General features: G+C 56.5%; 16 protein-coding genes. 6 read left to right on the plus strand and 10 right to left on the minus strand.

From position 1 onward, the window contains the following. Positions 1–3: 3 nt before the first annotated feature. Entirely contained in the window at positions 4–3,141 is a 3,138-nt protein-coding gene (locus ACLB1Z_RS09845) for an efflux RND transporter permease subunit (RefSeq protein ID WP_409563141.1), read from the plus strand. A 357-nt stretch (positions 3,142–3,498) separates the two neighbouring features. Here ACLB1Z_RS09845 and ACLB1Z_RS09850 read toward each other — a convergent pair whose 3' ends face one another. From ACLB1Z_RS09850 to ACLB1Z_RS09870, 5 genes are all read right to left on the minus strand, one after another. Beyond that, positions 3,499–3,741, minus strand: a complete 243-nt coding sequence (locus ACLB1Z_RS09850; RefSeq protein WP_409563142.1) for a hypothetical protein — start codon at positions 3,739–3,741, stop codon at positions 3,499–3,501. A gap of 98 nt (positions 3,742–3,839) precedes the next feature. After that, positions 3,840–5,192 (minus strand): ferric reductase-like transmembrane domain-containing protein, encoded by a 1,353-nt coding sequence (locus ACLB1Z_RS09855; protein ID WP_409563250.1) that lies wholly within the window; start codon positions 5,190–5,192, stop codon positions 3,840–3,842. 647 nt (positions 5,193–5,839) lie between these two features. After that, positions 5,840–6,130: a DUF3240 family protein gene (locus ACLB1Z_RS09860; protein ID WP_409563143.1), complete on the minus strand. Its 291-nt coding sequence runs from the start codon at positions 6,128–6,130 to the stop codon at positions 5,840–5,842. Beyond that, complete coding sequence (locus ACLB1Z_RS09865) at positions 6,130–9,294, minus strand: efflux RND transporter permease subunit (RefSeq protein ID WP_409563144.1); 3,165 nt, start codon at positions 9,292–9,294, stop codon at positions 6,130–6,132. The genes ACLB1Z_RS09860 and ACLB1Z_RS09865 overlap by 1 nt, the downstream gene beginning before the upstream one ends. A 4-nt stretch (positions 9,295–9,298) precedes the next feature. After that, a complete protein-coding gene (locus tag ACLB1Z_RS09870) occupies positions 9,299–10,354 on the minus strand; it encodes an efflux RND transporter periplasmic adaptor subunit (RefSeq protein WP_409563145.1) in 1,056 nt (351 codons plus the stop codon). Positions 10,355–10,507: 153 nt separating this feature from the next. Between ACLB1Z_RS09870 and ACLB1Z_RS09875 the strand changes: the two genes are divergently transcribed. After that, positions 10,508–11,161, plus strand: a complete 654-nt coding sequence (locus ACLB1Z_RS09875) for a response regulator transcription factor (RefSeq protein WP_409563251.1) — start codon at positions 10,508–10,510, stop codon at positions 11,159–11,161. A 6-nt stretch (positions 11,162–11,167) separates the two neighbouring features. Then, entirely contained in the window at positions 11,168–12,541 is a 1,374-nt protein-coding gene (locus ACLB1Z_RS09880) for an ATP-binding protein (protein WP_409563146.1), read from the plus strand. 304 nt (positions 12,542–12,845) lie between these two features. Here ACLB1Z_RS09880 and ACLB1Z_RS09885 read toward each other — a convergent pair whose 3' ends face one another. Further along, positions 12,846–14,426, minus strand: a complete 1,581-nt coding sequence (locus tag ACLB1Z_RS09885; RefSeq protein ID WP_409563147.1) for a winged helix-turn-helix domain-containing tetratricopeptide repeat protein — start codon at positions 14,424–14,426, stop codon at positions 12,846–12,848. A 217-nt stretch (positions 14,427–14,643) separates the two neighbouring features. Here ACLB1Z_RS09885 and ACLB1Z_RS09890 point away from each other — a divergent pair, with 217 nt between their 5' ends. The 3 genes from ACLB1Z_RS09890 to ACLB1Z_RS09900 all read left to right on the plus strand — a co-directional run bounded on the left by ACLB1Z_RS09890 (position 14,644) and on the right by ACLB1Z_RS09900 (position 17,027). Next, positions 14,644–15,393: an SDR family oxidoreductase gene (locus tag ACLB1Z_RS09890; RefSeq protein ID WP_409563148.1), complete on the plus strand. Its 750-nt coding sequence runs from the start codon at positions 14,644–14,646 to the stop codon at positions 15,391–15,393. A 56-nt stretch (positions 15,394–15,449) separates the two neighbouring features. After that, complete coding sequence (locus tag ACLB1Z_RS09895) at positions 15,450–15,893, plus strand: hypothetical protein (RefSeq protein WP_409563149.1); 444 nt, start codon at positions 15,450–15,452, stop codon at positions 15,891–15,893. Positions 15,894–16,109: 216 nt separating this feature from the next. Further along, positions 16,110–17,027, plus strand: coding sequence for an MBL fold metallo-hydrolase (locus ACLB1Z_RS09900; protein ID WP_409563150.1), 918 nt, complete (start codon positions 16,110–16,112; stop codon positions 17,025–17,027). A 148-nt stretch (positions 17,028–17,175) separates the two neighbouring features. Here the strand turns inward: ACLB1Z_RS09900 and ACLB1Z_RS09905 are convergent, their stop codons facing one another. From ACLB1Z_RS09905 to ACLB1Z_RS09920, 4 genes are all read right to left on the minus strand, one after another. Then, on the minus strand, positions 17,176–18,621 hold the full coding sequence (locus tag ACLB1Z_RS09905; protein WP_409563151.1) for a mannose-1-phosphate guanylyltransferase/mannose-6-phosphate isomerase: 1,446 nt from the start codon (positions 18,619–18,621) through the stop codon (positions 17,176–17,178). Positions 18,622–18,685: 64 nt separating this feature from the next. After that, a complete protein-coding gene (locus tag ACLB1Z_RS09910) occupies positions 18,686–19,492 on the minus strand; it encodes an FkbM family methyltransferase (protein WP_409563152.1) in 807 nt (268 codons plus the stop codon). Positions 19,493–19,501: 9 nt separating this feature from the next. Further along, positions 19,502–20,749, minus strand: a complete 1,248-nt coding sequence (locus tag ACLB1Z_RS09915; RefSeq protein WP_409563153.1) for a lipopolysaccharide biosynthesis protein — start codon at positions 20,747–20,749, stop codon at positions 19,502–19,504. Then, positions 20,749–21,762, minus strand: coding sequence for a glycoside hydrolase family 5 protein (locus ACLB1Z_RS09920; RefSeq protein WP_409563154.1), 1,014 nt, complete (start codon positions 21,760–21,762; stop codon positions 20,749–20,751). The genes ACLB1Z_RS09915 and ACLB1Z_RS09920 overlap by 1 nt, the downstream gene beginning before the upstream one ends. Positions 21,763–21,786 lie beyond the last annotated feature (24 nt).

Genomic DNA, 21,786 nt, shown 5'->3' on the forward strand with positions numbered 1-21,786 from the left:
GCCATGTTCTCAGCAATCTTTGTCGACCGGCCTCGGCTGGCGATCGTCATCGCCATTGTCATCACGATAGCGGGCGCGCTTGCAATATCGCGTATTCCCGTCGCGCAGTTCCCTGACCTTGTGCCGCCTCAGGTGCAAGTTTCGACGACCTATCCGGGTGCCTCCGCCAGCGTTGTCGAAGCCGCCGTCGCCCAGCCGCTCGAATCCCAGATCGTCGGCGTCGACAAGATGCTTTACATGAAGTCGAACAGCGGCAACGACGGCAGCTATAATCTGACGGTGTCATTCGCGCTCGGGACAGACCCGGACATAGATACGGTGAACGTCAACAATCGCGTGCAAGCTGCGCTGTCGCGTCTGCCGCAAGAGGTTCAGAAGCAAGGCATCACCGCGCAGAAGCAGTCATCGGCTATTCTTCAATTCATATTTCTCTATTCCGAAAGCGGTAAACAGGATCCGCTCTTTATCACCAACTACGCCACGATCAATGTTCTCGATCGCTTGAAGCGGATCGAAGGCGTCGGGCAGGCGAGCCTTTTCAGCACGCAAAATTACTCAATGCGCATTTGGTTCGACACGCAGCGTCTAACGAACCTCGGTTTGCAACCATCCGATATCGTATCGGCCATCGAAGCACAGAACGTTCAGGCACCTGTCGGGCGGATCGGTGCTCAGCCGGCTTTGGATGATCAGCAGTTCCAGATGAATGTGCAGACCCAAGGACGTCTCGAAACGCCGGAGCAGTTTGGCAATATCGTCGTCCGCGCCAATCCGGATGGGTCGGTCTTGCGCGTTCGCGACGTTGCTCGGACCGAGCTTGGAGCGCAGAATCTCGATGTCGGTTCGCGATTGAACGGCAAGCCCGCGGTGGCAATCGCAATCTATCTGTCTCCTGGCGCCAATTCCGTTCAAACGGCGGCCCGCGTCACGGCAGCGCTAGAAGATATGTCGAAGCGCTTTCCTGAGGGCCTTAAGACGCGCGTGGTCTATGACACGTCCGAGTTTGTAAGCGACACGATAGATGAAGTCATCCGCACAATCGGCGAAGCATTCGTGCTGGTCATTCTCGTCGTCTACCTGTTTCTTGGAAGTGCCCGCGCGACAATCATTCCGGCGATTGCTGTTCCCGTCAGTCTGATTGGTGCGTTTGCCGTTATGCTGGCGCTCGGCTATTCGGCCAACACTGTTTCGCTTCTCGCAATGGTGCTTGCTATCGGCATCGTCGTCGACGACGCAATTGTGGTGGTTGAGAATGTGGAACGCGTGATGGAGGAAGAGCCTGAGCTTTCGCCAGCCGAAGCGACGAAGAAAGCGATGGCGCAGATCACAGCGCCGGTGATTGCCATCACGCTTGTTTTGCTGTCTGTATTTGTGCCTATCGCCTTCATTCCGGGACTGACCGGAGAACTCTTCCGACAGTTTGCCGTCACGATCTCCGCCGCCATGGTTATATCGGCGCTCAATGCTTTGACGCTATCTCCGGCGCTCTGTGCCATCGTGCTCCGCCGCTCGGAGAAGCGCGGCCCAATGGCTTATGTACTGCGCAGCATCGATCACGTCCGCGATGGTTATACGGCCGTCGTTCGTCGCCTTGTGCGCGTTTCGATTTTGAGCCTTGCAGCAGTGGCTGCGGCTGCAGCCGCCGTCTTCTTCGTGGCTAAAGAAACGCCGACAGGATTTGTGCCAGAGGAAGACCAGGGGGCCTTCTTCATTATGATCCAGCTACCAGATGGAGCCTCGGTCAATCGAACCACGGAAGTCGTCGAGCAGACTGAAGCGATTCTCAAGCGCTATCCCCAGATTCAAGATAGCCTCGCAATTGTTGGTTTCTCCTTGCTGGACGGCGGGGCACAGCCAAACTCAGCATTTATGGTCGCCCGTCTCAAACCCTTCGCCGACCGCAAGACAGCAAAGGATTCAGCGCAGACATTGATTGGCGAAGTGACGATGGCCGCGCAGCAAATAAGCAGCGCTCAAATCTTTGCATTCAACGTCCCGCCCATCATCGGGTTGTCGACGAGCGGTGGCTTCGAATATCAGCTCGAAAATCTCGAAGGCGCTGATCCCGCGACCATGGGCAACGTGATGCAAGGTCTGATCGCTGCGGCAAACCAGGATCCGCGATTGCAGCGCGTGTTCTCGACCTTCACGGCATCCAATCCATCGATCTATTTGAATATCGATCGCGATAAGGCGCAGGCCCTTGGCCTGGGGATCAGCGACATCTTTTCCGCGCTGCAGTCGACATTGGGCGGCACCTATATCAACGATTTCAATCTCTTCGGCCGTGTCTGGCAGGTCAATCTGCAGGGCGAAATTGCCGATCGCAGCAATATCGGAGCTATCTGGAAGATCTTTGTTCGCAATAAAACAGGGCAGATGGTGCCGCTGCGCTCAGTCGCAAACGTTTCGACAGTTCTCGGTCCGCAGACCATAGGTCGTTACAACAACTACAGGTCGACCACCATCAATGGCTCGCCGGCACCGGGCGTAGCTTCCGGTACTGCGCTCGAGGCGATGACGGAGGTTTCCGCCAAGACGTTACCGCCAGGCTATAGTTTCGAGTGGACTGGGACAGCGTATCAGGAGCACCAAGCGCAAGGGCAGACAGCTATTGTCTTGGCGCTTGCGGTGCTGTTCGCTTTTCTGTTCCTGGTCGCGCTTTATGAGAGTTGGATGATTCCTGTGCCGGTATTGTTGTCGGTCACGGTTGGCGTACTCGGCGCCTTCCTCGGCATCAAGATCGCGGGCTTATCCCTCGACGTTTATGCGCAAATCGGCCTCGTCGTCCTAATCGCACTTGCCGCGAAAAATGGCATTCTCATTGTCGAGTTTGCCAAAGAGCGTCGAGAGCACGGCGACACCATCGAGGACGCGGCGGTGCTGGGAGCCCAGATGAGATTTCGTGCCGTTATGATGACGTCGATCGCGTTCATCCTCGGGCTTTATCCGCTCGTTATCGCGACGGGCGCCGCCATGATCAGTCGTCGCGATGTCGGAACGCCCGTGTTCGCAGGAATGCTCGGAGCAAGCATAGTCGGCATTTTTCTCATTCCGATGCTCTATGTGCTCTTTCAAAAAATCCGCGAGCGCGTCAAGCGAAGTAGGAGTTCCGTTGTGGAATCCGCACAGAAGCCATAACCATCTTGATGGTCTTCTATTGAGTGCGGGAGAGGGACATTTAAGTTCAGCACGATGACGGATGCTAATCTCTTTCATTGGGCAACGACTGCAGGTGGGACACTCTGGTCAGCGTGCCCTGAAAACACCAAAGACCGCTAGGTCGACGGCGGTGAGAATATCACCGCCATCGTTGCTTCTTTTGCACTTTGGTCACGCCACAGCGGGATTGGTGTTGTTTGTTGATACACAGACACCGACGCCCCAGGCCATTTTGTACGTGATCGCCAGTGCGCACCATGGAAGTAATAATAACGATCGCTCCTAAGGCGCAATCCCCAGTCGAAATTGCAAACGACGCTCTTTCCTTGCAAGTCGTCAGGACTTAATAATTTTTGTCTGTCTGGGAATCCAGCGAAACTCTACGCCAGAGATCGTAGTAACTCGATAGATATACCGGTCGCCATATAAATTAGTGAAGCCAGCTGCATTACCTATGAGCTGTTCTAAATGCTCTCCATCTTCGGATGAAAGAACGACGTAGGCTGGGTTGGTAAAGGCGATGCGCTTTAGCGCCTGCGCAATTTCCCTCGCAGCTTTTGAAATTTCTTGTGACAGCATTTGTTACGCTTTAAATCCTGAGCGAAATGCAATGAGAGCGTTGGTGCTTTTGATCGAGAAAAAGAAACTGTTTGGTTTGTTCTTCCGGAATTTGATGCCTAACGCATTGTAAAGAGTTCTTGGTGGAACCGCTTCTCGATCGGGAATTGATGATCTGCAAAATCCCGGCGCAAGACTTCTCCAAATCCGACAGGTCCACAAAACCAGATGCTCGCAGCCGCCCATCCGGGAACTTCCGCACGGATGCGGTCGGCGTTAAGACGTCCGTGGCGCGCGTCGACGAGAAAATGCAGGCGCACGCCGGCAGCCTCAGCATCCGCTCTCAGCTTGCGCTCCGCTACCTCATCGTAATCGGCAGTGGGATGAAAGAGATCGATATTTTGAGGTGAAGGCGCGTGGCCATCGGCGCGCAATTTGGCGAGGTATTTCATTCGCGCGATAAAAGGTGTGATGCCGATACCTGCGCCGATCCAGATCTGGTGTGGGCAGGTGTCGTCGAAAGTAAAGCATCCATATGGACCTTCAATTCTCACCTCCTGCCCCACGACAAGCTTGTCTTTGATCCGTCGCGTGTGATCGCCAAGCTCTTTGACGATAAAATTGATATGATGGTTCGCATCATTCCATGGGGACGCGATTGTGTATGGGTGCGCGCCTTCAGAGGGATCCGATACAACAAAAGCGAATTGGCCTGGTTTATGGCCTGCCCACCCAGAAGGGACATCGATCTCGGTCTCAAGAACCCGAACGCCGGGATAATACTCAAGAGACGTGATGCGGCCCTTCGCCTGTCGCCCGACCCCGATGCGCCTTAGAAGAACGATGACAGCTGACCATACACCGCCAACAATCAATAATGCCGCGACAATACCGATTGGAGAAGACCAGTAAGAGAATTTAATAAGTACGGCGGAATGGAACGCGAGCACCAGAAATGCGAGAGCAAGGAGTTTGTGAGTCTGATAGAAGAAACGGTAAGGGATGCTGCGGATTAGGGCGATGGCGATGAGAATTACTGCCGCATAGAAAGCCCATTCCCCGAGTTCCTCGGCGTTATGGCGAAGTGTTAAAAGAATCTGTTCGATTTGGTTGGCCGCCGGAGGTCGTGGCCCGCGGAGAGGCCGTTCAAGAAGTCCGAAGCCTACGGCCCATTTGGGGCCCTTTGCCCACAACCAATGTGATATGGCGAGAACCAATGCGCCAATACCGAGCCATTTGTGGAGACGGTACATTTTATCGAGACCGCCGAGCCATGGCTCAACCCATCGCGGACGGAGCGAGAGCATCATGGCTACGCTCATGCATCCGATGGCGAGAACGCCCGTGTATTGCATCATCAGGGAGCGGAGGCCGAAGAAGTCTTTCGTTGTGAATGCCGCGGGCTCGGCGAGTATCCACAACGCCGTCAGCGCCGTGAGGAAGATCCAAAATGTGTATTTGATTGTGCGCATGGTGCCGAAAGTATGAAAGCATTTCTGCAAGCGGTGCTTGACAACTGTCAATGCTGCCGCGGTTTTTCATTCACGCAATCGATCTACGTGGTTCTGCCTGGTTCACTCATTTCAGCACTGGCTTTTGCTTTACGGCCGCGGGAAATTCGATCGAGTTTGAGGAACCTATTCGGTCTTGGCGCGGCGTATCGGAATGCGGGGGCCAATTCACGGGTAGCCTGTCGCCCTTGTGGCAGTAAACACGCGTGTGGATGTTGTGGCAGTGGCGATAGCTTCGAGCATCTGCAAGGCGAGTGAACTTTTCGGAAGTTGTCCTTTCCGTCAGCGTTTCGACAATTGAAGCTCTTGCCATGTCCAAGCTGCCATTGGCGAAGCAAAGACAGGCGGTTATCGCAAATAACTGTAGAGCAGGGATACTGCGCATATTTAATGTCCCTTTAGTTTAGCAACATTGCATTTGGATTCAGGCGCGGAAGATCGATCACAGGGGGGTGTCGAAATCCTGCGGTGCGGAGAAAGGAGATGATGAAATCGGCGCGTTTGCGCGTCCGGTAGATTGAGCGCCCACACCGCCAGAGCCCAGACGCCGCCGACGAAAAGGGCTGGCCCGACAAGGGTCAGGATGGTTTCGGTAAAAAAGCTGACGCTCATCGCTTGCTCCCTTTCTTAGGGATAGCCTCGTTGGCTGATGCAAGCGGCTGGAGCCGGGCAAAGCGCTCAACGGGTTCAATCCAAAAGAGCATATGAAAAATGGGCATTCGTTGTGCGATGGCTTCCAGAATATCGTCGGCCTCGGCACGCTCGAGAACAGCGCTTATGAGATGTCTTTTGACACGGCCGCGCACGCGCTCGTTCACTGTCGTGCCGGAGAAACCAAAGCTATGTCCCTCAGCTTCCCATGTCGTGAAGCCGGGCATGGGCGGATCGCGCGAAAGCATCAGTTCGATGATGTTGTCGATGGCATCGGGCGGGCAGACGAGCGTGAGTTTGCAAAGGGATTTGTCCATGTGAGCTGTCCGGTGAGATTGGTGGAGCGTGTTCCGGCTGCTCCGAAACGCCGAAAGAGGATCGGCAGTAAAATGAGAGTCAGCGCTGTCGATGTTGCGAGGCCGCCGATGACGACGATCGCGAGCGGCTTCTGGATCTCAGAGCCCGGCCCATTCGCAAACAGCAGTGGGACGAGCCCAAATGCGGCAATGCTGGCTGTCATCATCACGGGCCTAAGCCGCCGAAGAGCGCCTTCATATACGGCCTCGCCAACGCTCGCGCCGGCTGCCAGCAGCTCATTGAAATGGGTGACGAGGACCAAACCATTCAGAACGGCTATGCCGAGAAGGGCGATGAAGCCGACCGAAGCGGGCACGGACAGGTATTGACCAGAAACCCAGAGCGCAAGGACACCGCCGACGAGAGCAAACGGCACGTTGGCAAGGATAAGGAGCGATTGGCGAAGCGAGCGCAGGGTTGCGAAGAGAACACCGAAGATGAGCCCTAGGGCTATCGGAACGACGATCGTCAGACGGGCGGCGGCGCGCCGCTGATTTTCGAACTGACCGCCCCAGACGAGATAATATCCTTGGGGCAACTGTACCTGGGCAGCGACCGCCCGTTGTGCATCATCAACGAACCCAACGAGATCGCGGCCAGTGACATAAGCCTGAACAACGGCAAACCGAGATGCGTTTTCGCGATCGATTTTGACCGGCCCAGCAACGCGCTCAAGCTTTGCAACATCGCCGACACGAATGAGGCCGCCGTCGCCAGTCGCGAGCTGCGTTGCAGCGAAGATCTCGGGAGCATCGCGAACCTCGCGTTCGCCGCGTATGATAATGTTTGTTCTACGCCCGGGCTCCGCGACGATCCCTGCGGAAGTCCCCTCGAGTGTCGAGCGGAGTTCGTCTTGCAGCTTCGTTGCCGAAAGCCCAGCACTCCCCGTTAGGAGGCGGTCGACATTGATTTTCAGATAGTCAACAGCATCGTTAGCGACCGTAGAGACTTCCGCGGCTCCGGGGACCTTGCTCAACGTCTCCTGAATTTTACCAGCAAGATCGGATAGTGTTTTCAGGTCTGGACCAAAAATCTTGATGGCGAGATCGCCGCGTGCACCCGTCAGCATCTCATTGGTCCGCATTTCGATCGGCTGTGTAAACGCGAACTCGTAGCCCGGTACGTTTGCCATCGCCTCGCGAAGCTGTTCGAGCAGCCAAGACTTGTCGGGAACCCGCCACTCGCTCTTCGGCTTGAAGACCATGAATGTATCGGTCTCATTGAGCCCCATGGGGTCGAGGCCCAGCTCGTCCGATCCCACACGCGCGACGATGCGTTCGATCTCGGGGACTTTCTCCTTGAGGACGCGCTGGATCTGAAGGTCGCCTTCAATACTGGCCTTCAGATTGATGGATGGATGCTTCGTGATCTGCATGATCACCGCTCCCTCATCCATGGTCGGCATGAATGATTTTCCGATCGCGCCGTAAGCAATTCCGATGAGACCTACGCCCGCCGCCGCGATCAGATAGACCGGCAGCGGGAAGGCGAGGCAGGCAGCCAGCAACGCGCGATAGCCTCGATTTAAAAGCCGCATGAGCGGCGGCTCGGAGTGGGATCCGGCTTTCAGTGCCAACGAGCAAAGAACCGGGATCAGGGTCAATGACAGGATGAGGGAGCTGCTCAGCGCGAAAATGATTGTCAGCGCCACTGGCCCGAAGAGTTTGCCCTCGAGTCCCTGTAGTGACAGCAGCGGCAAGAAGACGAGGCAGATAATCAGAATTCCAGCTGCAACCGGCACTGCAACTTCGCTCGCCGCCCGGTAGACGGTATGCAGCTTCGGAACGCTAGCCGGTTCTCTGTTGTGCTGCAAATGCTCGACTGTGTTTTCGACAACGACGACAGCCGCATCTACGATTAAACCGATGGCGATCGCCAAGCCGCCGAGGCTCATCAGATTTGCGGACATGCCAAACAGCTGCATCATGACGAAAGTCATAAGAGCCGCGAACGGCAGGGTGATTGCGACGACGAATGCCGCGCGGAAGCTGCCCAGGAAGGCAACAAGCAGAACAACCACGAGCACTGTAGCTTCGATTAGAGCTTTCCTGACGGTGCCAACCGCGCTGGAAATCAGATCGGAGCGGTCATAGAAGACGTTGATCCGCGCCCCTTTGGGAAGGCTGGGGCCGAGATCAGCTAGCCGTTGTCGGACGGACTTGACAATGGCGCTGGCGTCAGCGCCGCGCAGCGATAAAACCAAGCCTTCAACGGCTTCGCCTTTTCCATCTTCGGTCACGGCCCCGTAACGTGTCAGGCTGCCTACCTCAACTTTCGCGACATCGCGGAGGCGCAACACACGGTTGTCGACGCGTTTGAGTATGATCGCCTCAAGATCTTTAGGGGTTTGGATGGCTCCCTGGACCCGTACGACAAGCGCCTTCTCGCCTTCGCTCAATCTCCCCGCACCGTCGTTGCGATTGTTCGCTTCTATGGCCTGAGCGATATCCGAGACGCCGAGACCGGAAGCTGCCAAAGCTGCGTGATTGGGTATGACTTCGAACGTTCGGACTAGGCCGCCGAGTGCATTGACGTCAGCAACGCCGGGAATTGTTCGAAGCGCCGGACGTATCGTCCAATCGAGCAGGCTTCGCCGCTCTTCGAGCGATAGGTCACCACCTTCGATGGTGAACATGAAGACGTCCGAGAGCGGGGTTGAGACCGGTGCGAGGCCGCCTGTGACGTCCGTTGGCAAGTCGCCGCGAATTCCCGCCAAGCGTTCCGCGACCTGCTGGCGTGCCCAGTAGATGTCGGTCCCGTCCGCGAAGTCGAGGGTGATATCTGCGATGGCGTATTTCGCGGCAGATCGCAAAACGACCTGTCCTGGAATTCCCAGCAGTTCCATCTCGATCGGCGTGATGACGCGTGTCTCGACTTCTTCCGGAGTCATGCCGGGCGCTTTGAGAATCATCTTCACCTGAACCGGCGAGATGTTCGGGAAAGCGTCGATTGGGATCGTTCGAAACGCGTAGCCTCCCGCCGCGGCGACGAGGCCGAACACCAACAAAGTGAAGGCTCTTTGCGTGAGAGAGAACTCAATAAGACGGCGAAGCATTCTTTTAGTTCCCAGCCGAAAGACGTTCGAGCTGAGGCAGCCCGCTTGCCGCGACCTGGGCGTCGCTTGTGATCGAACCTGAGATCGTGGCGATGCTCGAGGATTTGCCGCGCAATCGCACAGGAACGACTGCGAACCCGCCTTGGCTGCGGACAAAAACCGCTGCCAGTTCACCGATCCGGACAACAGCCGAAGCCGGAACGTTCACGGCTCCCGAGACGGTTGAGCGTTGAATGGCTACCGAAACAATCTGGCCGGCGAAGAGGTGAGAGTTGGCCGGAATCGCCGCGAACATCACAGCCGAACGCGTGGCGCGATCGAGAGAGCCTCCGACGGAAACGACCCGGCCCTCTGGCCCGTTGATTATCTGTACGACATCGCCAGGCTTCACGAGCGCGATGATGTCCACGGGCACTTGGATCTGCACCCACAACTCGTCGCTTGTATCGATGGTCGCGACACCGGCCATCGCCTCGACTTTTTCACCGGGCATGACGAGCGTCTCGGCGACTGTACCGTCTGCTGGCGCAGGAATGGTGTACTGTCCGTTCTCGCGAGTGATTATTCCGTTCAGCGCTGTTGCGCGCCTATGCTGGTCAAGGACGGCGCGTACTTTCGCCACTTGTGCTTCGGCTTCATCCGCCAGCGTCGGATTCTGGAAATTCTTGTCGGCGAGCGCGCGCCTTCGACGTGCGATAGCTTCGGCTGCTTGCAATTCGGCCTCAGATTGCGCGAGCTGACTTTGGGCATCAAGTAGCTCACGACTGGAAACCGTGATCAGCGGCTCTCCCTTCTTCAGGCGCTGACCCGGCAGCACGTGCACCTGTGTAGTCGTACCCGCGAATGGCGCTGCCGCAACGAGACGGGAATTCAGAGGAGGAACGACGGTGCCTGGCAGAATCGCTATCGTCTCCCTGCTCGCCGGCTGGGCAGGCTCGACATGGATATTGAGATTTCGGATCTGCTCTTCGGTAATTCGGACGTCCTTTGCGTAGACGCTTACCGGCGATATAAGTGCAATAAATGCAAATATCTGGGAGAGGACTGTTCTTCGGTCCATCGATGAATCCTTTCACGGCGATGCCGTGCGCGGAGACATGCGGTGCCGAGCTGAAAAGAAGCTGAATTGAACCTGCAGCAAACCTGACAACACTTTTTCAGGTTCGTTTCAGGCTGACTGTGCTAATTTTTCTGCAATGTGCAGGAGAAGCCCATTCGCATTTTGCTAGTCGAAGATGATGACGAGATCGCCGACCGCCTCGTGACAGGACTTGGGCGATCGGGATTTACCGTCGAGCGCGCCGACAACGGCAGCGATGGCTACGCTATGGGGATCGAAGATGAGTATGCTGCGGCAATACTCGATCTCGGCCTTCCGCAGATGCAGGGTCTCGACGTTCTCAAGCGCTGGCGTGCGAGCGATTGCAAGATGCCTATCTTGATTCTCACGGCACGTGGGACATGGGCAGAGAAAGTCGACGGTCTTAACGCAGGGGCGGATGATTACATCACGAAGCCCTTCCACATCCCAGAGGTCGCGGCACGGCTCAAGGCGTTGATCCGCCGGGCCTCGGGAATTGCAAGCCCGGTCATAGTCCATGGCGGCCTCTCGCTCGATACGGCTTCAAGTCGTGTTCTGCTCGATGGTAAAGCTGTCGAATTGACGGCGAGCGAACTCAAGATGCTCTCTTATTTCATGCACCGCATCGGCCGCGTCGTATCGCAGGCCGAGCTCATCGACCATCTCTATGCTCTGGACGATACTCGGGAGTCGAACACCATCGAGGTGTACGTCAGCCGCTTGAGGCGGAAGCTCGGTCCGAACGTCATTACGACGTTGCGCGGACTTGGCTACCGTATGGATTGAAACGGTATGACCAGTTTGAAACGCCGGCTGATCGTTGCTGCGACGCTTTGGATTGCCATTGGCATGATTGCGGCGGGCTTCGTGCTCTCGGGAGTCTTCAAACGCCATGTGACCAATCAGGTCTATTTGGAAATCTATGAGCACCTCGACGAACTTGTTCATTTGACGGACTTTAAACTCACCGGGTCGCCACAGCTCATGCGTGGCCTAAGCGATCTTCGCTACGATATCCCGATGTCCGGTTACTATTGGGAAATCACGAAGGCAGGTGATGTTCTCGCAAGGTCTGCCTCTCTCAATGGCAAACAGCTTTCAATTCCACCTAACGATGTGACAGACCTTGGAATGCGGACCAGTGCAGTCGCGGGGCCGTCTGGGACTGTCCTCATCGCGGAAAGGGCTGTCTCAATATCGCCCGGCGCTCGTCCGATACGCTTTATTGTCGGAACGGATCAGCGACACGTCGATGACGTCGTATCTCGATTTCGCGGCATCCTGTCGTGGTCGCTTGCGGTGTTTGGACTTTCGATGATCTTTGGCGCCGCGCTTCTGATCTTGTACGCACTGAAGCCGTTGGATGCATTGCGAACGGCTCTTGCGAATGTGCGAACCGGTGCTGCCAAAAGGCTTGAGGGAACGTACCCCACGGAAGTTCGTCCGCTGGTGGACGACCTCAATGCGTTGCTCGTGTCAACGGCAGAGTTGATTAAGAGAGCCCGGACGCAAGCGGGTAACTTGGCGCACGGATTAAAAACGCCTCTCGCTGTTATGGTGGATGAGGCTTATCGCATTGATGAACAAGGACTGCCGCAATCGTCGGCGACGGTTCTGGCTCAGTGCCGCAAGATGCAAACACAGATTGACTATCAGATCGCCCGCACGCGCGCCGTCGCTTTGCGTTCGGTGCCAGGGACCGTAGCTGAAGTTCACAAGGCTGCAGAAGAAGTCTCTCGAGCCCTTGACCGATTGTACCGGGAGAGCGGCATAGAGATATCAGACGATGTTTCGAAGGGGCTATTGGTGGCCTGCGATTCACAAGACCTGAACGAGATGTTGGCGAATATCGTCGATAACGCGTGCAAACATGCCAACTCGCATGTTCGCATCTCTTGCCATGGGCGGCCTTCTGACAAAAGCTATAGCTTGTGTGTGGAAGATGATGGAAAAGGGCTTCCGCCCGAGGCATTTGAGGTTGTTTTCGAAATCGGTGAACGATGGGATTCCCGTGAGGCAGGTTCCGGACTTGGACTTTCTATCGTCCGCGATTTGGCAGAACTCTATGGCGGCAATATCAAGTTGCAGAAATCAGGTATGGGCGGCCTTGGCGTTGTTCTGACGCTTCCAGCTGCGGTACAAGTCGATGTCGCGCGCCTCACGTAGTTCTTTCTGGGGGAGCCTTAGAACGGTCGTCGGCGAAAACAGCTAGGCACCGTAACGTGTTTGGCGATCGCGATGTCTATCACGAGATTGCCGTCTAAGCCGTCTAGTCCGCCGAATTTGCCGAATGGCGAAAAAAGTCAACGACCGACGTCCTTTCAATTCCAGTTCAGGTTTCTGAGCTGCGAGCATCGCCAGCCGTAATAGGCGCAATCGCTTCTGCACCAGAGTTCCAAAGTCGCTTGGGTCTTTGGCGACTGTAGGAGCCGATCTTACTGTCCAATGTGGGATGCTAGGCCCATGAGATTTAGACCTCTGGCAGCCCCGCAATGCGTAGGCCCTCTGAGAAGACATCGACGTCTTGCTGGCGGCGAATGGATAACCAATCCTTCAAATTTGAAATGCGGAGCGATGGATCCAGCTCCCGAAGCTGAGCCATTGCCTGTTGGGCTTCGCCGATCCGTCCGGAAAGCGCTCGCGTTGCTGCGATGAGCCCGATCACCATGAGAAAACTCGGCAAGTTTCTGTAGGACAACTCCGCCCAGCGAGACGCTTCCTCTATATGTCCCGCAAACAGATGCGCCATGCCGATTCCCGCCTGCATACGATAGAGTTCGGGATCCAATGGACTGAGCCGCATTGCGCGCTCGAAGTGCGCGATGGCGCTTTCGCTTTCACCGTGCCAGGTTCTCAGGAAGCCGCCGAGAAACCAAGCCGAGGCAAGATTGGGATTGAGAAATACCGCGCGGTCGAGGAGGGCAATCCCAGCGTCCAGATCGCCTGCAAAATGGGCCAAGGCATGGGCGCCGCGTGTTATAGCGATAGCATCGTCGCGTCCCAATTCGACAGCCCTATGTGCCAATCGTGTTCCCTCTGCAATTTCCGTATCGCGATCTGCACACCATCCATTGATCTTGCGCCAAAAATAGCACCAACCTGCCATTGCGTGCGCGACCGCATAATCGGGGTCGAGTTCAATGCTTTTTCCGAAGAGTGGAAGGGCCAGTTCAATTGATTCTCGCGTTCCGCGGTGCACATGGGCAAGGCCGCGCAAATATAAATCGTAGGCATTAAGGCTGGCCGTCGGCTTGCGTTTCGCGCGTTCGATTTCAGCAAGTTCGACGTGCGGGCCGATTGCTCCGGCGACGCCGGCCGCGATACGATCCTGAAGCTGGAATATATCGTCGAGCGTTCCTTCAAAACGCTCTGCCCAGAGTTGTGATCCGGTCGTTGCATCTATGAGCTGGCCGGTGATCCGAATGCGGTCGGCCGCCTTACGCATGCTGCCTTCAAGTACATAGCCAACGCCGAGTTCTCTCCCGATTTGCTTAACATCGAAAGCGCAGTCTCGATAAATGAAACTTGAGTTGCGAGCGATCACGAACAACCAACGCACCCGCGACAGGGCTGTAATGATCTCTTCGACGACGCCGTCTGCGAAATACGCTTGTTCGGGGTCACCGCACAGACTTTGAAAGGGCAAAACGGCAATCGAAGGTTTGCCGAGATTAGAAAGTTCGGAGGGCGGAAAGCCGATCGGAAAATCCGCTGAAGGAGCTGTAGAGCCGTTCGGCGGATTGGCTTCCCTTACATCGCCGATAAAGCGAAATCCCTTGCGCGGGATCGTCTTCACGAGCTGCTGAGCGCTTCCGGTATCGCCGATTGCTCTGCGGACGGCATTAATATGGCTGGTGAGCGTCGATTCCGAAACAATTCGCCCGGCCCAGACGGTATCGAGCAAGTCGTCCTTGCTCACGACGCGATCACGGTTGCGGAGAAGAAAAAGCAGGAGATCGAAGACTTGCGGGCCGAGGGCAATGGCTTGCGATGCCCGCTTCAATTCCCGCCGCTCCGGATCGAGCACGCAATCTCTGAAAAGAAAATGCACGTAAGCGTTCCATCCAAGCCGCACAACGCGAACTCCCGCACGCTCTGATACGCACGGTCTGCGAAAATGGGCGCATTGCCTTCAAAGTCGAGCTTGGACGGATTTTCAAGAGAAACTCAAGCCTTTTTCAAGGTGCCGGCAAAGTCGTCGTGACCGCGTTCCGGCATTCTCCGCAAAGACAGCGACGGATGCGCTGCGCTTGATTTGGAGAGCCTTTATGAAAATCGTGGTCATCGGCGGAAGTGGGCTCATCGGGACGAAACTTATTCGTCATCTTCAGGAGAAAGGACACGAAACCATCGCGGCATCGCCCAACACGGGCGTTAATACCATCACGCGAGAGGGACTCGCCGGGGCATTGTCTGGCGCACAAGTTGTCGTCGACGTCGCCAATTCGCCGTCGTTCGAAGACAAGGCTGTTCTTGAATTCTTTGAAACGTCGGGACGCAATCTTCTGGCCGCGGAGGCTGCGGCCGGAGTTGAGCATCACGTGGCGTTGTCGGTCGTCGGTGCTGACCGCCTTCCTGAAAGCGGTTATCTTCGCGCCAAAGTTGCGCAGGAGGCGCTAATCAGGGCCTCCAAAATTCCGTTCACGATATTGCGGTCCACGCAATTCTTCGAATTCGTCGCTGCCATCGCCCAATCGGCGACTAAGGGTAACGACGTTCATTTGTCGCCGGCGTTTCTGCAACCCATCGCCTCGGACGACGTGGCGCGGGCACTGGCTGATCTTACTGTCGGAAAGCCGGCGAACGGTATCGTCGAGGTGGCAGGGCCAGAAAAGGTCCCACTCGATGAAATCGGCCGTCTCTATCTCTCCGCGACGGGCGATCGCCGGCGGGTGATTGCCGACGTCCATGCTCGTTATTTTGGAACCGAGCTCAACGACAAATCCTTGACGGCCGACGACAACGCGATCCTCGGACAGGTCCGCTTTGCGGATTGGTTGGCGCAGCGGGCAGCATGAACGTTATCGCTCCATTGTCGTCTCCGTCTCGTTCAACGAATGGAAATCAAATAGATATGCCGAAAATCATTTCTCTTGCCATTGCTGTCGCCCTCGGCGTTGTCGCGATAGCGAACGGCATCTTCATGCTTGTTGCGCCGGAGAATTGGTATTTCGCCGTGCCAGGCGTTACGACAACCGGGCCCTTCAACCAGCACTTCGTGCGGGATATCGGACTGATCTTCGTTTTCATCGGCGCCGCGTTTCTTCTCGGCGTTGCGCGAGCCGATCTCCGGATCGTCTTTTGGGCCGCGCCGTCACTCTGGCTCGCCGGGCATGCACTCTTTCACTTCTGGGAGGTTGCGGTTGGCATCTGCTCAGCTTCTGTCATTCCTAGGGACTTTCCTGCGGTGACCCTGCCGGCGATCCTTGGCCTTTCAATCACCGCCTGGGCGATGACTGAGAAGTGTTCGCCACGCGTCTCAGGAGCCAAAGGCTCTCAGGCGATCAGCAAACTCTAGCGCGCGGCGCTGAAGGTCTCGCGATTGAAAGACTGCACGTGCCGTCATCCTGCTCCGCTTCGCCGAAACTGCTCCGGTGAAGCGCGCATCAAATCTACGAGAAATTACCGCGCGGCATGTACACGGCGCACGCGGATGTCGGGAACAGCGAACTTTTGTCTTTCATCATCGCCCGACATTTCACGGAAGACGTCACATTTCTTTCAGGAGACTAAAATGAATCTGCACAATCCACTGCAATCCGACAATCGGATTGCCGAAGAGCTTGTTCCCTCGCGTTATGCTGTGCGTGTCGGTGACATTGATGTACTTGTCATCAGCGACGGGGTGCTCCCGCTACCGACGGCAATGTTGGGACCCAACGTCGAGGCAGCAGACAGGGCTGACTGGCTGAAAGAAATGTTTCTGCCGCCAGATGCTTTCGACTGGGCGCTGAACGCGGTTGTGGTCCGCAGTGGCGGAAGGACGATCCTCATCGACGCGGGTCTAGGATCCGATCCGGACTTGCACCTGCCGCGCGCGGGGCAACTGATCAAGCGACTGGAAGCCGCCGGCATTGATCTTTCGACCGTGACCGATGTGGTGCTGACACACATGCACATGGACCACGTTGGGGGACTGCTTGTGGACGGAGTGAAGGACCGACTGCGTCCAGACCTGCGGATTCATGTTGCTGCCGCCGAGATTGCGTTCTGGGAGTCACCTGATTTCTCTCGTACCGCGATGCCCCCGGGTTTTCCGGACGCACTTCGGGTGGCTGCCCAACGGTTCGTGCAAGAGTATAGCGGTCAGCTACAGCGGTTCGATGAGGAGCAAGAGGTGGCGCCGGGAGTAATTGTTTATCGCACTGGCGGCCACACTCCCGGACACAGCGTGGTTCGCTTGGCATCTGGCGGCGATCGGCTGATGTTTGCTGGCGACGCCATGTTCGCGGTTGGGTTCGAGCACCCAGACTGGCACAACGGGTTCGAGCACGACCCAGAGGAAGCAGCCCGCGTCCGCATCCGTCTTCTGCGGGAGCTGGCAGAGACCGGCGCAATGCTGGTGGCCACTCATCTTCCCTTTCCGTCCGTTGGCCGGGTGGCGGTAGATGGTGATGCCTTTCGATGGGTACCGCTCTTCTGGGATTACTGATGGCTTGTCAGGCTAGAGCCGAACGAGTCCGTGTTCATTAGATGAACTGGCTGATCGGCTGCGGTTCTCTCCGTTGTAGCCGGCCGACCTGGGAAGCAGCCGCCAGTCTGCTTCTTTCAGGCTGCGCGTGCCGCCGTGGCCGCCCTCTTTATTTTGTCTCTTCGGGCTGGCGATTGTAGATGTCGTCGGTGCGCTGAATGTCGTCCTCGCCGAGGTAGGACCCGATCTGCACCTCGATGATCTCGACGGGAACCTTGCCGGGGTTCTGCAGCCGGTGCCACTGCGTCGCGAAAATGTAGACGCTCTCGTTCTCGCGAACGAGCTGTTCCTTATCGCCGATCGAAACCTGCGCCGTGCCCTGCACCACGATCCAATGCTCGGAGCGATGATGATGCATTTGCATCGACAGCTTGCCGCCGGGCTTGACGTGCAGCAGCTTGACCTGGAACCGCGGCCCGATGTTCAGCGTCTCGAAGTAGCCCCACGGCCGATAGTTCCGCAGGTGTTGTTCCTGCTCCTTGCGGTTCGACAGCTTCAGCCGCTGCACGACTTTCGAAACGTCCTGCGTGCGGGTCTTGTCGGCAACGAGCAGCGCATCCGGTGTGTTGACGATGATGAGATCGTTGAGCCCGATCGTCGACACGATCGACTTCTCGGAGTGGACATAGCAGCCGGACGTATCTTCCAGCACGGCTTCGCCCTTGATGAAGTTGCCCTTGTCATCGCGCGGCGCGATATCCCACAGCGACGACCATGAGCCGACGTCGTTCCAGCCGACATCCATCGGCAGGATCGCGGCCTTGTTCGTCTTCTCCATCACCGCGTAGTCGATCGAGATGTTCGGCGACGCCGCAAAGCTCGGCTTATCCAGCCGGAGGAAACCGAGGTCTTCGCTGGCGCCCGCAAGTGCCGCGCGCGCGGAGTCCAGAATGCCCGGTTCGTAGCGTTCGATCTCGGCGAGGAACGTCTTGGCATTGAGCGCGAAGATGCCGCTGTTCCAGAAGTACGAGCCGTCCGCCAGATAATCTTCGGCGGTGGCGCGGTCGGGCTTTTCGGCAAAGCTCGCAACCTCGAAGGCGTCGCCGTCAAATCCTGACAGCGCCGCGCCGCGCTTGATGTAGCCATAGCCAGTGTGGGGCTCGGTCGGCGTGATGCCGAAGAGAACGAGCTTACCCGTCTCGGCCACGGCGGCGGCCCGCCGGATATTCTCCGCAAAGAGCGCCTCGTCGCCGATGACGTGATCGGACGGCATGACGGCGAGGATCGCATTTGGATCGTCACGCAGCGCGATCAGCGCCGCAACTGCAATCGCGGGCGCCGTATTGCGCGCGATCGGTTCAAGAATGATGGCCTTGGGCTCGATGCCGGCGCGGTCGACTTCCTCGCGCACGAGAAAACGATGATCGTTATTGCACAGCAGGATCGGTGCCTCGAAGCCGGCCTTCTGCGGCAAGCGCGCCAATGCCGAACCCAGAAACGACGTGTTCTGACCATTAAAGAAGCGAATGAATTGCTTCGGATACATCGAGCGCGACAGCGGCCAAAGCCGCGTCCCCGAACCACCCGACAAGATCACTGGATAAATGGTGCTCATCAAATAATTCCTTCTCTCCGGCGAGCCGTGTCCACATTAGAGTGCAGGATAGCTTTCAACTAATTCACCTGGTTAGCCCAGTCGCGATGCGTTCAGCCAATTGCTCAGAAGCTGGTCCTCTTGGGGCGAAAAGGAAATTATTGACGAAGTCCATGTCCCGCCGGGAACGTGACCAGTCGAGAGCTTTGCGGTCCTGCAGCCGGTCCTCGAACACGTCAATCGGATGAAGCGTATTTTTGTAAATATAGTAGCCAGCGTAATTGCGCTCTTCGAAGAACTCGCGGATGAGGGCAATTTGGCCAGGAGCGACGAGCGTCTCGATCTCGATTAGGAACGTGGGTGAGTTCGCCTCGATGAATTGCTTTGCACCGCAAAGAACGTCGTATTCATGGCCTTCGACGTCTATCTTTACGAAGCCGACATCATGGCCTGCCAGTTGGTCGAGCGTGGCGGTCGTAACTTCGGTGACGTCTGTTGAACCGTTTTGAGCAGTTTGCTCGAGGGTTGAGTGCCCTGTTCCTTCGGAGGGAAGAAAGAAAGGGCGCGTTTGATCGGCGGCCGAAGATGCGGCTTTCTCGACAATTGTCACGTTATCGATGCCCTTGCGGCGAACAAGTTCTTTCAACAGCCGCGCCACTTCGTGATGCGGCTCGAATGCGATGACAAACTCAGTATGTTTCGAAAGCAGGATCGTATAGCGGCCAAGGTTTGCGCCAACATCTATGCTCCCACGATTAGGATCGACGATGTCGCCGATGATGTCCTCTTCTCTCTCAGCAAATTTATCATGAGCCAAATATCGATCGTGCATGTGTACCGGCGCGAGCTTCCACGCTAGGTGCGAAAGCGTCGTTCTCAGACCATTCTGCATATTAAACTCCTATGACTGGGGGGATGGCGTGCGTACTTGGTAAGGATCGTGTGCGCGGTAGACAGCAACCAAAACGTACATCAGTGCCAACGCGAGGGCGCATCCGTAAACGCCGCCGGTCCAGATGCCTGTGGGCAGGAACACGGCAGTGAGCAAGGCGGAAAGCAAAGTGCTTTTCATGAGCAACGGATCGCGGCTCCTGCAGTAGAGACGCAATGCCCCCATCTCGGCGATGATCCGTGCGAGCGTCGCGGCGAGCAAGAGCCAAAGCAAGGCTTGGTATTTGATAAGAAGGGGGCGGTCTAGATAAGGCACGATGAACCAGACCACGCATGCAGCAGCCAATCCGAGGAGCGTCGCCTCCATAAGGGCGCTCCGCGTGGTCTGAATGTCGAGATCTCGAAATGCATCATCGTCTCCAGCCTGAAAAGCAGACACGAGGTGAGGCCGTGCAAATGACATAAGCCCAGAATTCACGAGATTATATATGGCCGTTCCGACTTGCCAGAAAAAGAAGTACACGCCAGCAAGTTCGAGTGACAGGAACGCGCCAACGAGATAGCGGTCGAGATAGATTGTGGCTGTCGATGCCAGACTATTTCCATAAAGAAGTGCGGATGCGCGAATGGATCGGCGAACCCGCTCAATAGAGGGAAGGTGAAATGCCGAGAGATGGGATCGAAGAAACACTGTGATCAGAATCATCGCGGCTACGCTGCCGCCCAGCCAGAATGCCGACAGCGCATATATCGTGCGCCAGGCGGGCTCGAAGTATGCAGCAACTATGAATGCGATTGGCCACGATGTCGAAAGGACGCTCAGCACCACATTTGCCGCAAATGGGCGCCGGAGCTGAATCAAAAAGTCATAGCCGTCCATAACCAAGTGTTCGCCCGCAACGAGGCCAACAACAATAACAGCGAGCCAGGGGATCACGTCCGCCATCGCAAGTGCGGCGGCGATCATAAGCGCAAGAGCGTACAAGATGACGTACGGCGAAAAGTATCCCGAAATGAGCAGCGACTGTTCGGTGTGGCTGACGTCTGTCAACTCGCGCGCCACTTGGCGATTTAAACCGAGGCGAAGAACGATCGGCAAAATTGCGACTTGCCCCTGAAGCAGACCATATATACCGAGATCGGTCAGCGACATGAGTTTCGCGATGAACAGGCCGAGAAGGAACTTGCTCGCAATGCCGGATATGCGCATCGCAAACACGCTAAGACGCAACACTGGCGATGACATTGTGAGTGACATCAGTTCTGACGCTGCTCCGTCGGATCGCGGTGAATAAATTGGGCGGCCTGTGCTGACAAAATTTCCAACTGAGGTCGTTGAGACCCGTCCTTTGCTGGCGAAAGATTCAAAGGATAGTCGTCGGGCCACCAGTCGCCGCCGGCCCACGCGGCCCAACCCATCCAAACATCACGGTTGTCGCGCATGGTGACACAGATGTTTTTCAAAGCGGCCAACGATTGCGGGTCACGACCGGCACCAAACTCTCCAAGAAATGCTCTAATTTCGTTTGCGCGGGCCCAAGTCTGGAACTTGTGCAATCGGTCCGATCCCACATCGGGTCCCACGACATCCCCGGTCTTTCCCGAGGAGTCCTGATCAAGGTACTGATGGACCTCAAGCACGAAGTTTCTTTCCGGATCGACGACCTCCGCCATCAGGTCATTTCCAGAAGAAAACCAAGAATGGGCTCCGGTGTAGTTCACGCCCGGAACAAAGACGAGTTGCTTTGCTTGGCTCGCTCGTATGGCAGCGAGCGCAACATTGGCAATCGGCAGCCAATTATACGCGACAATTCCAGTTGGCTCGTTCATCAATCCAAAGATGATCGAGTTGTCATCTCTGAACGCGGCAGCGAGCCGCCCGCAAAAGTCGGCGAAAGCTGCGGCGCTCACAGCTTCCGATCCGATGACGTGTGCTTCCTTCCAGCCGTCGGTCTTAAGGCGGCGCTGCGCATAATTATGAGTGTCGAGAACAACTTTGAGGCCGGTAGCTCTCGCGGCGTCGACGGACGCCTTCAGGCGTTCCAACTCTTGCCGATCTAAATCCGAGTTGAGTGCCGGCTGCAGGCGTTCCCACCGAAAAGGCAGGCGCACGAGATTGAAATTCCGCGCGGCGAAATAGGTGAAGCTCTCCTTCGAAGGATACGAATAGTCGGTACCATATTTTCCCGGTAGCTTTCCGAATTCACCGCCGGCGATATTGACGCCCGCGCAGTAGGCAGGAGAATTTTCCGACAGCGCCGGTGCGTTCAAAGCCTGCGCGGCGATCGCAGCGGC

The organism is Hyphomicrobium sp. MC8b (genome assembly GCF_905067615.1).
Taxonomy (GTDB): domain Bacteria; phylum Pseudomonadota; class Alphaproteobacteria; order Rhizobiales; family Hyphomicrobiaceae; genus Hyphomicrobium_B.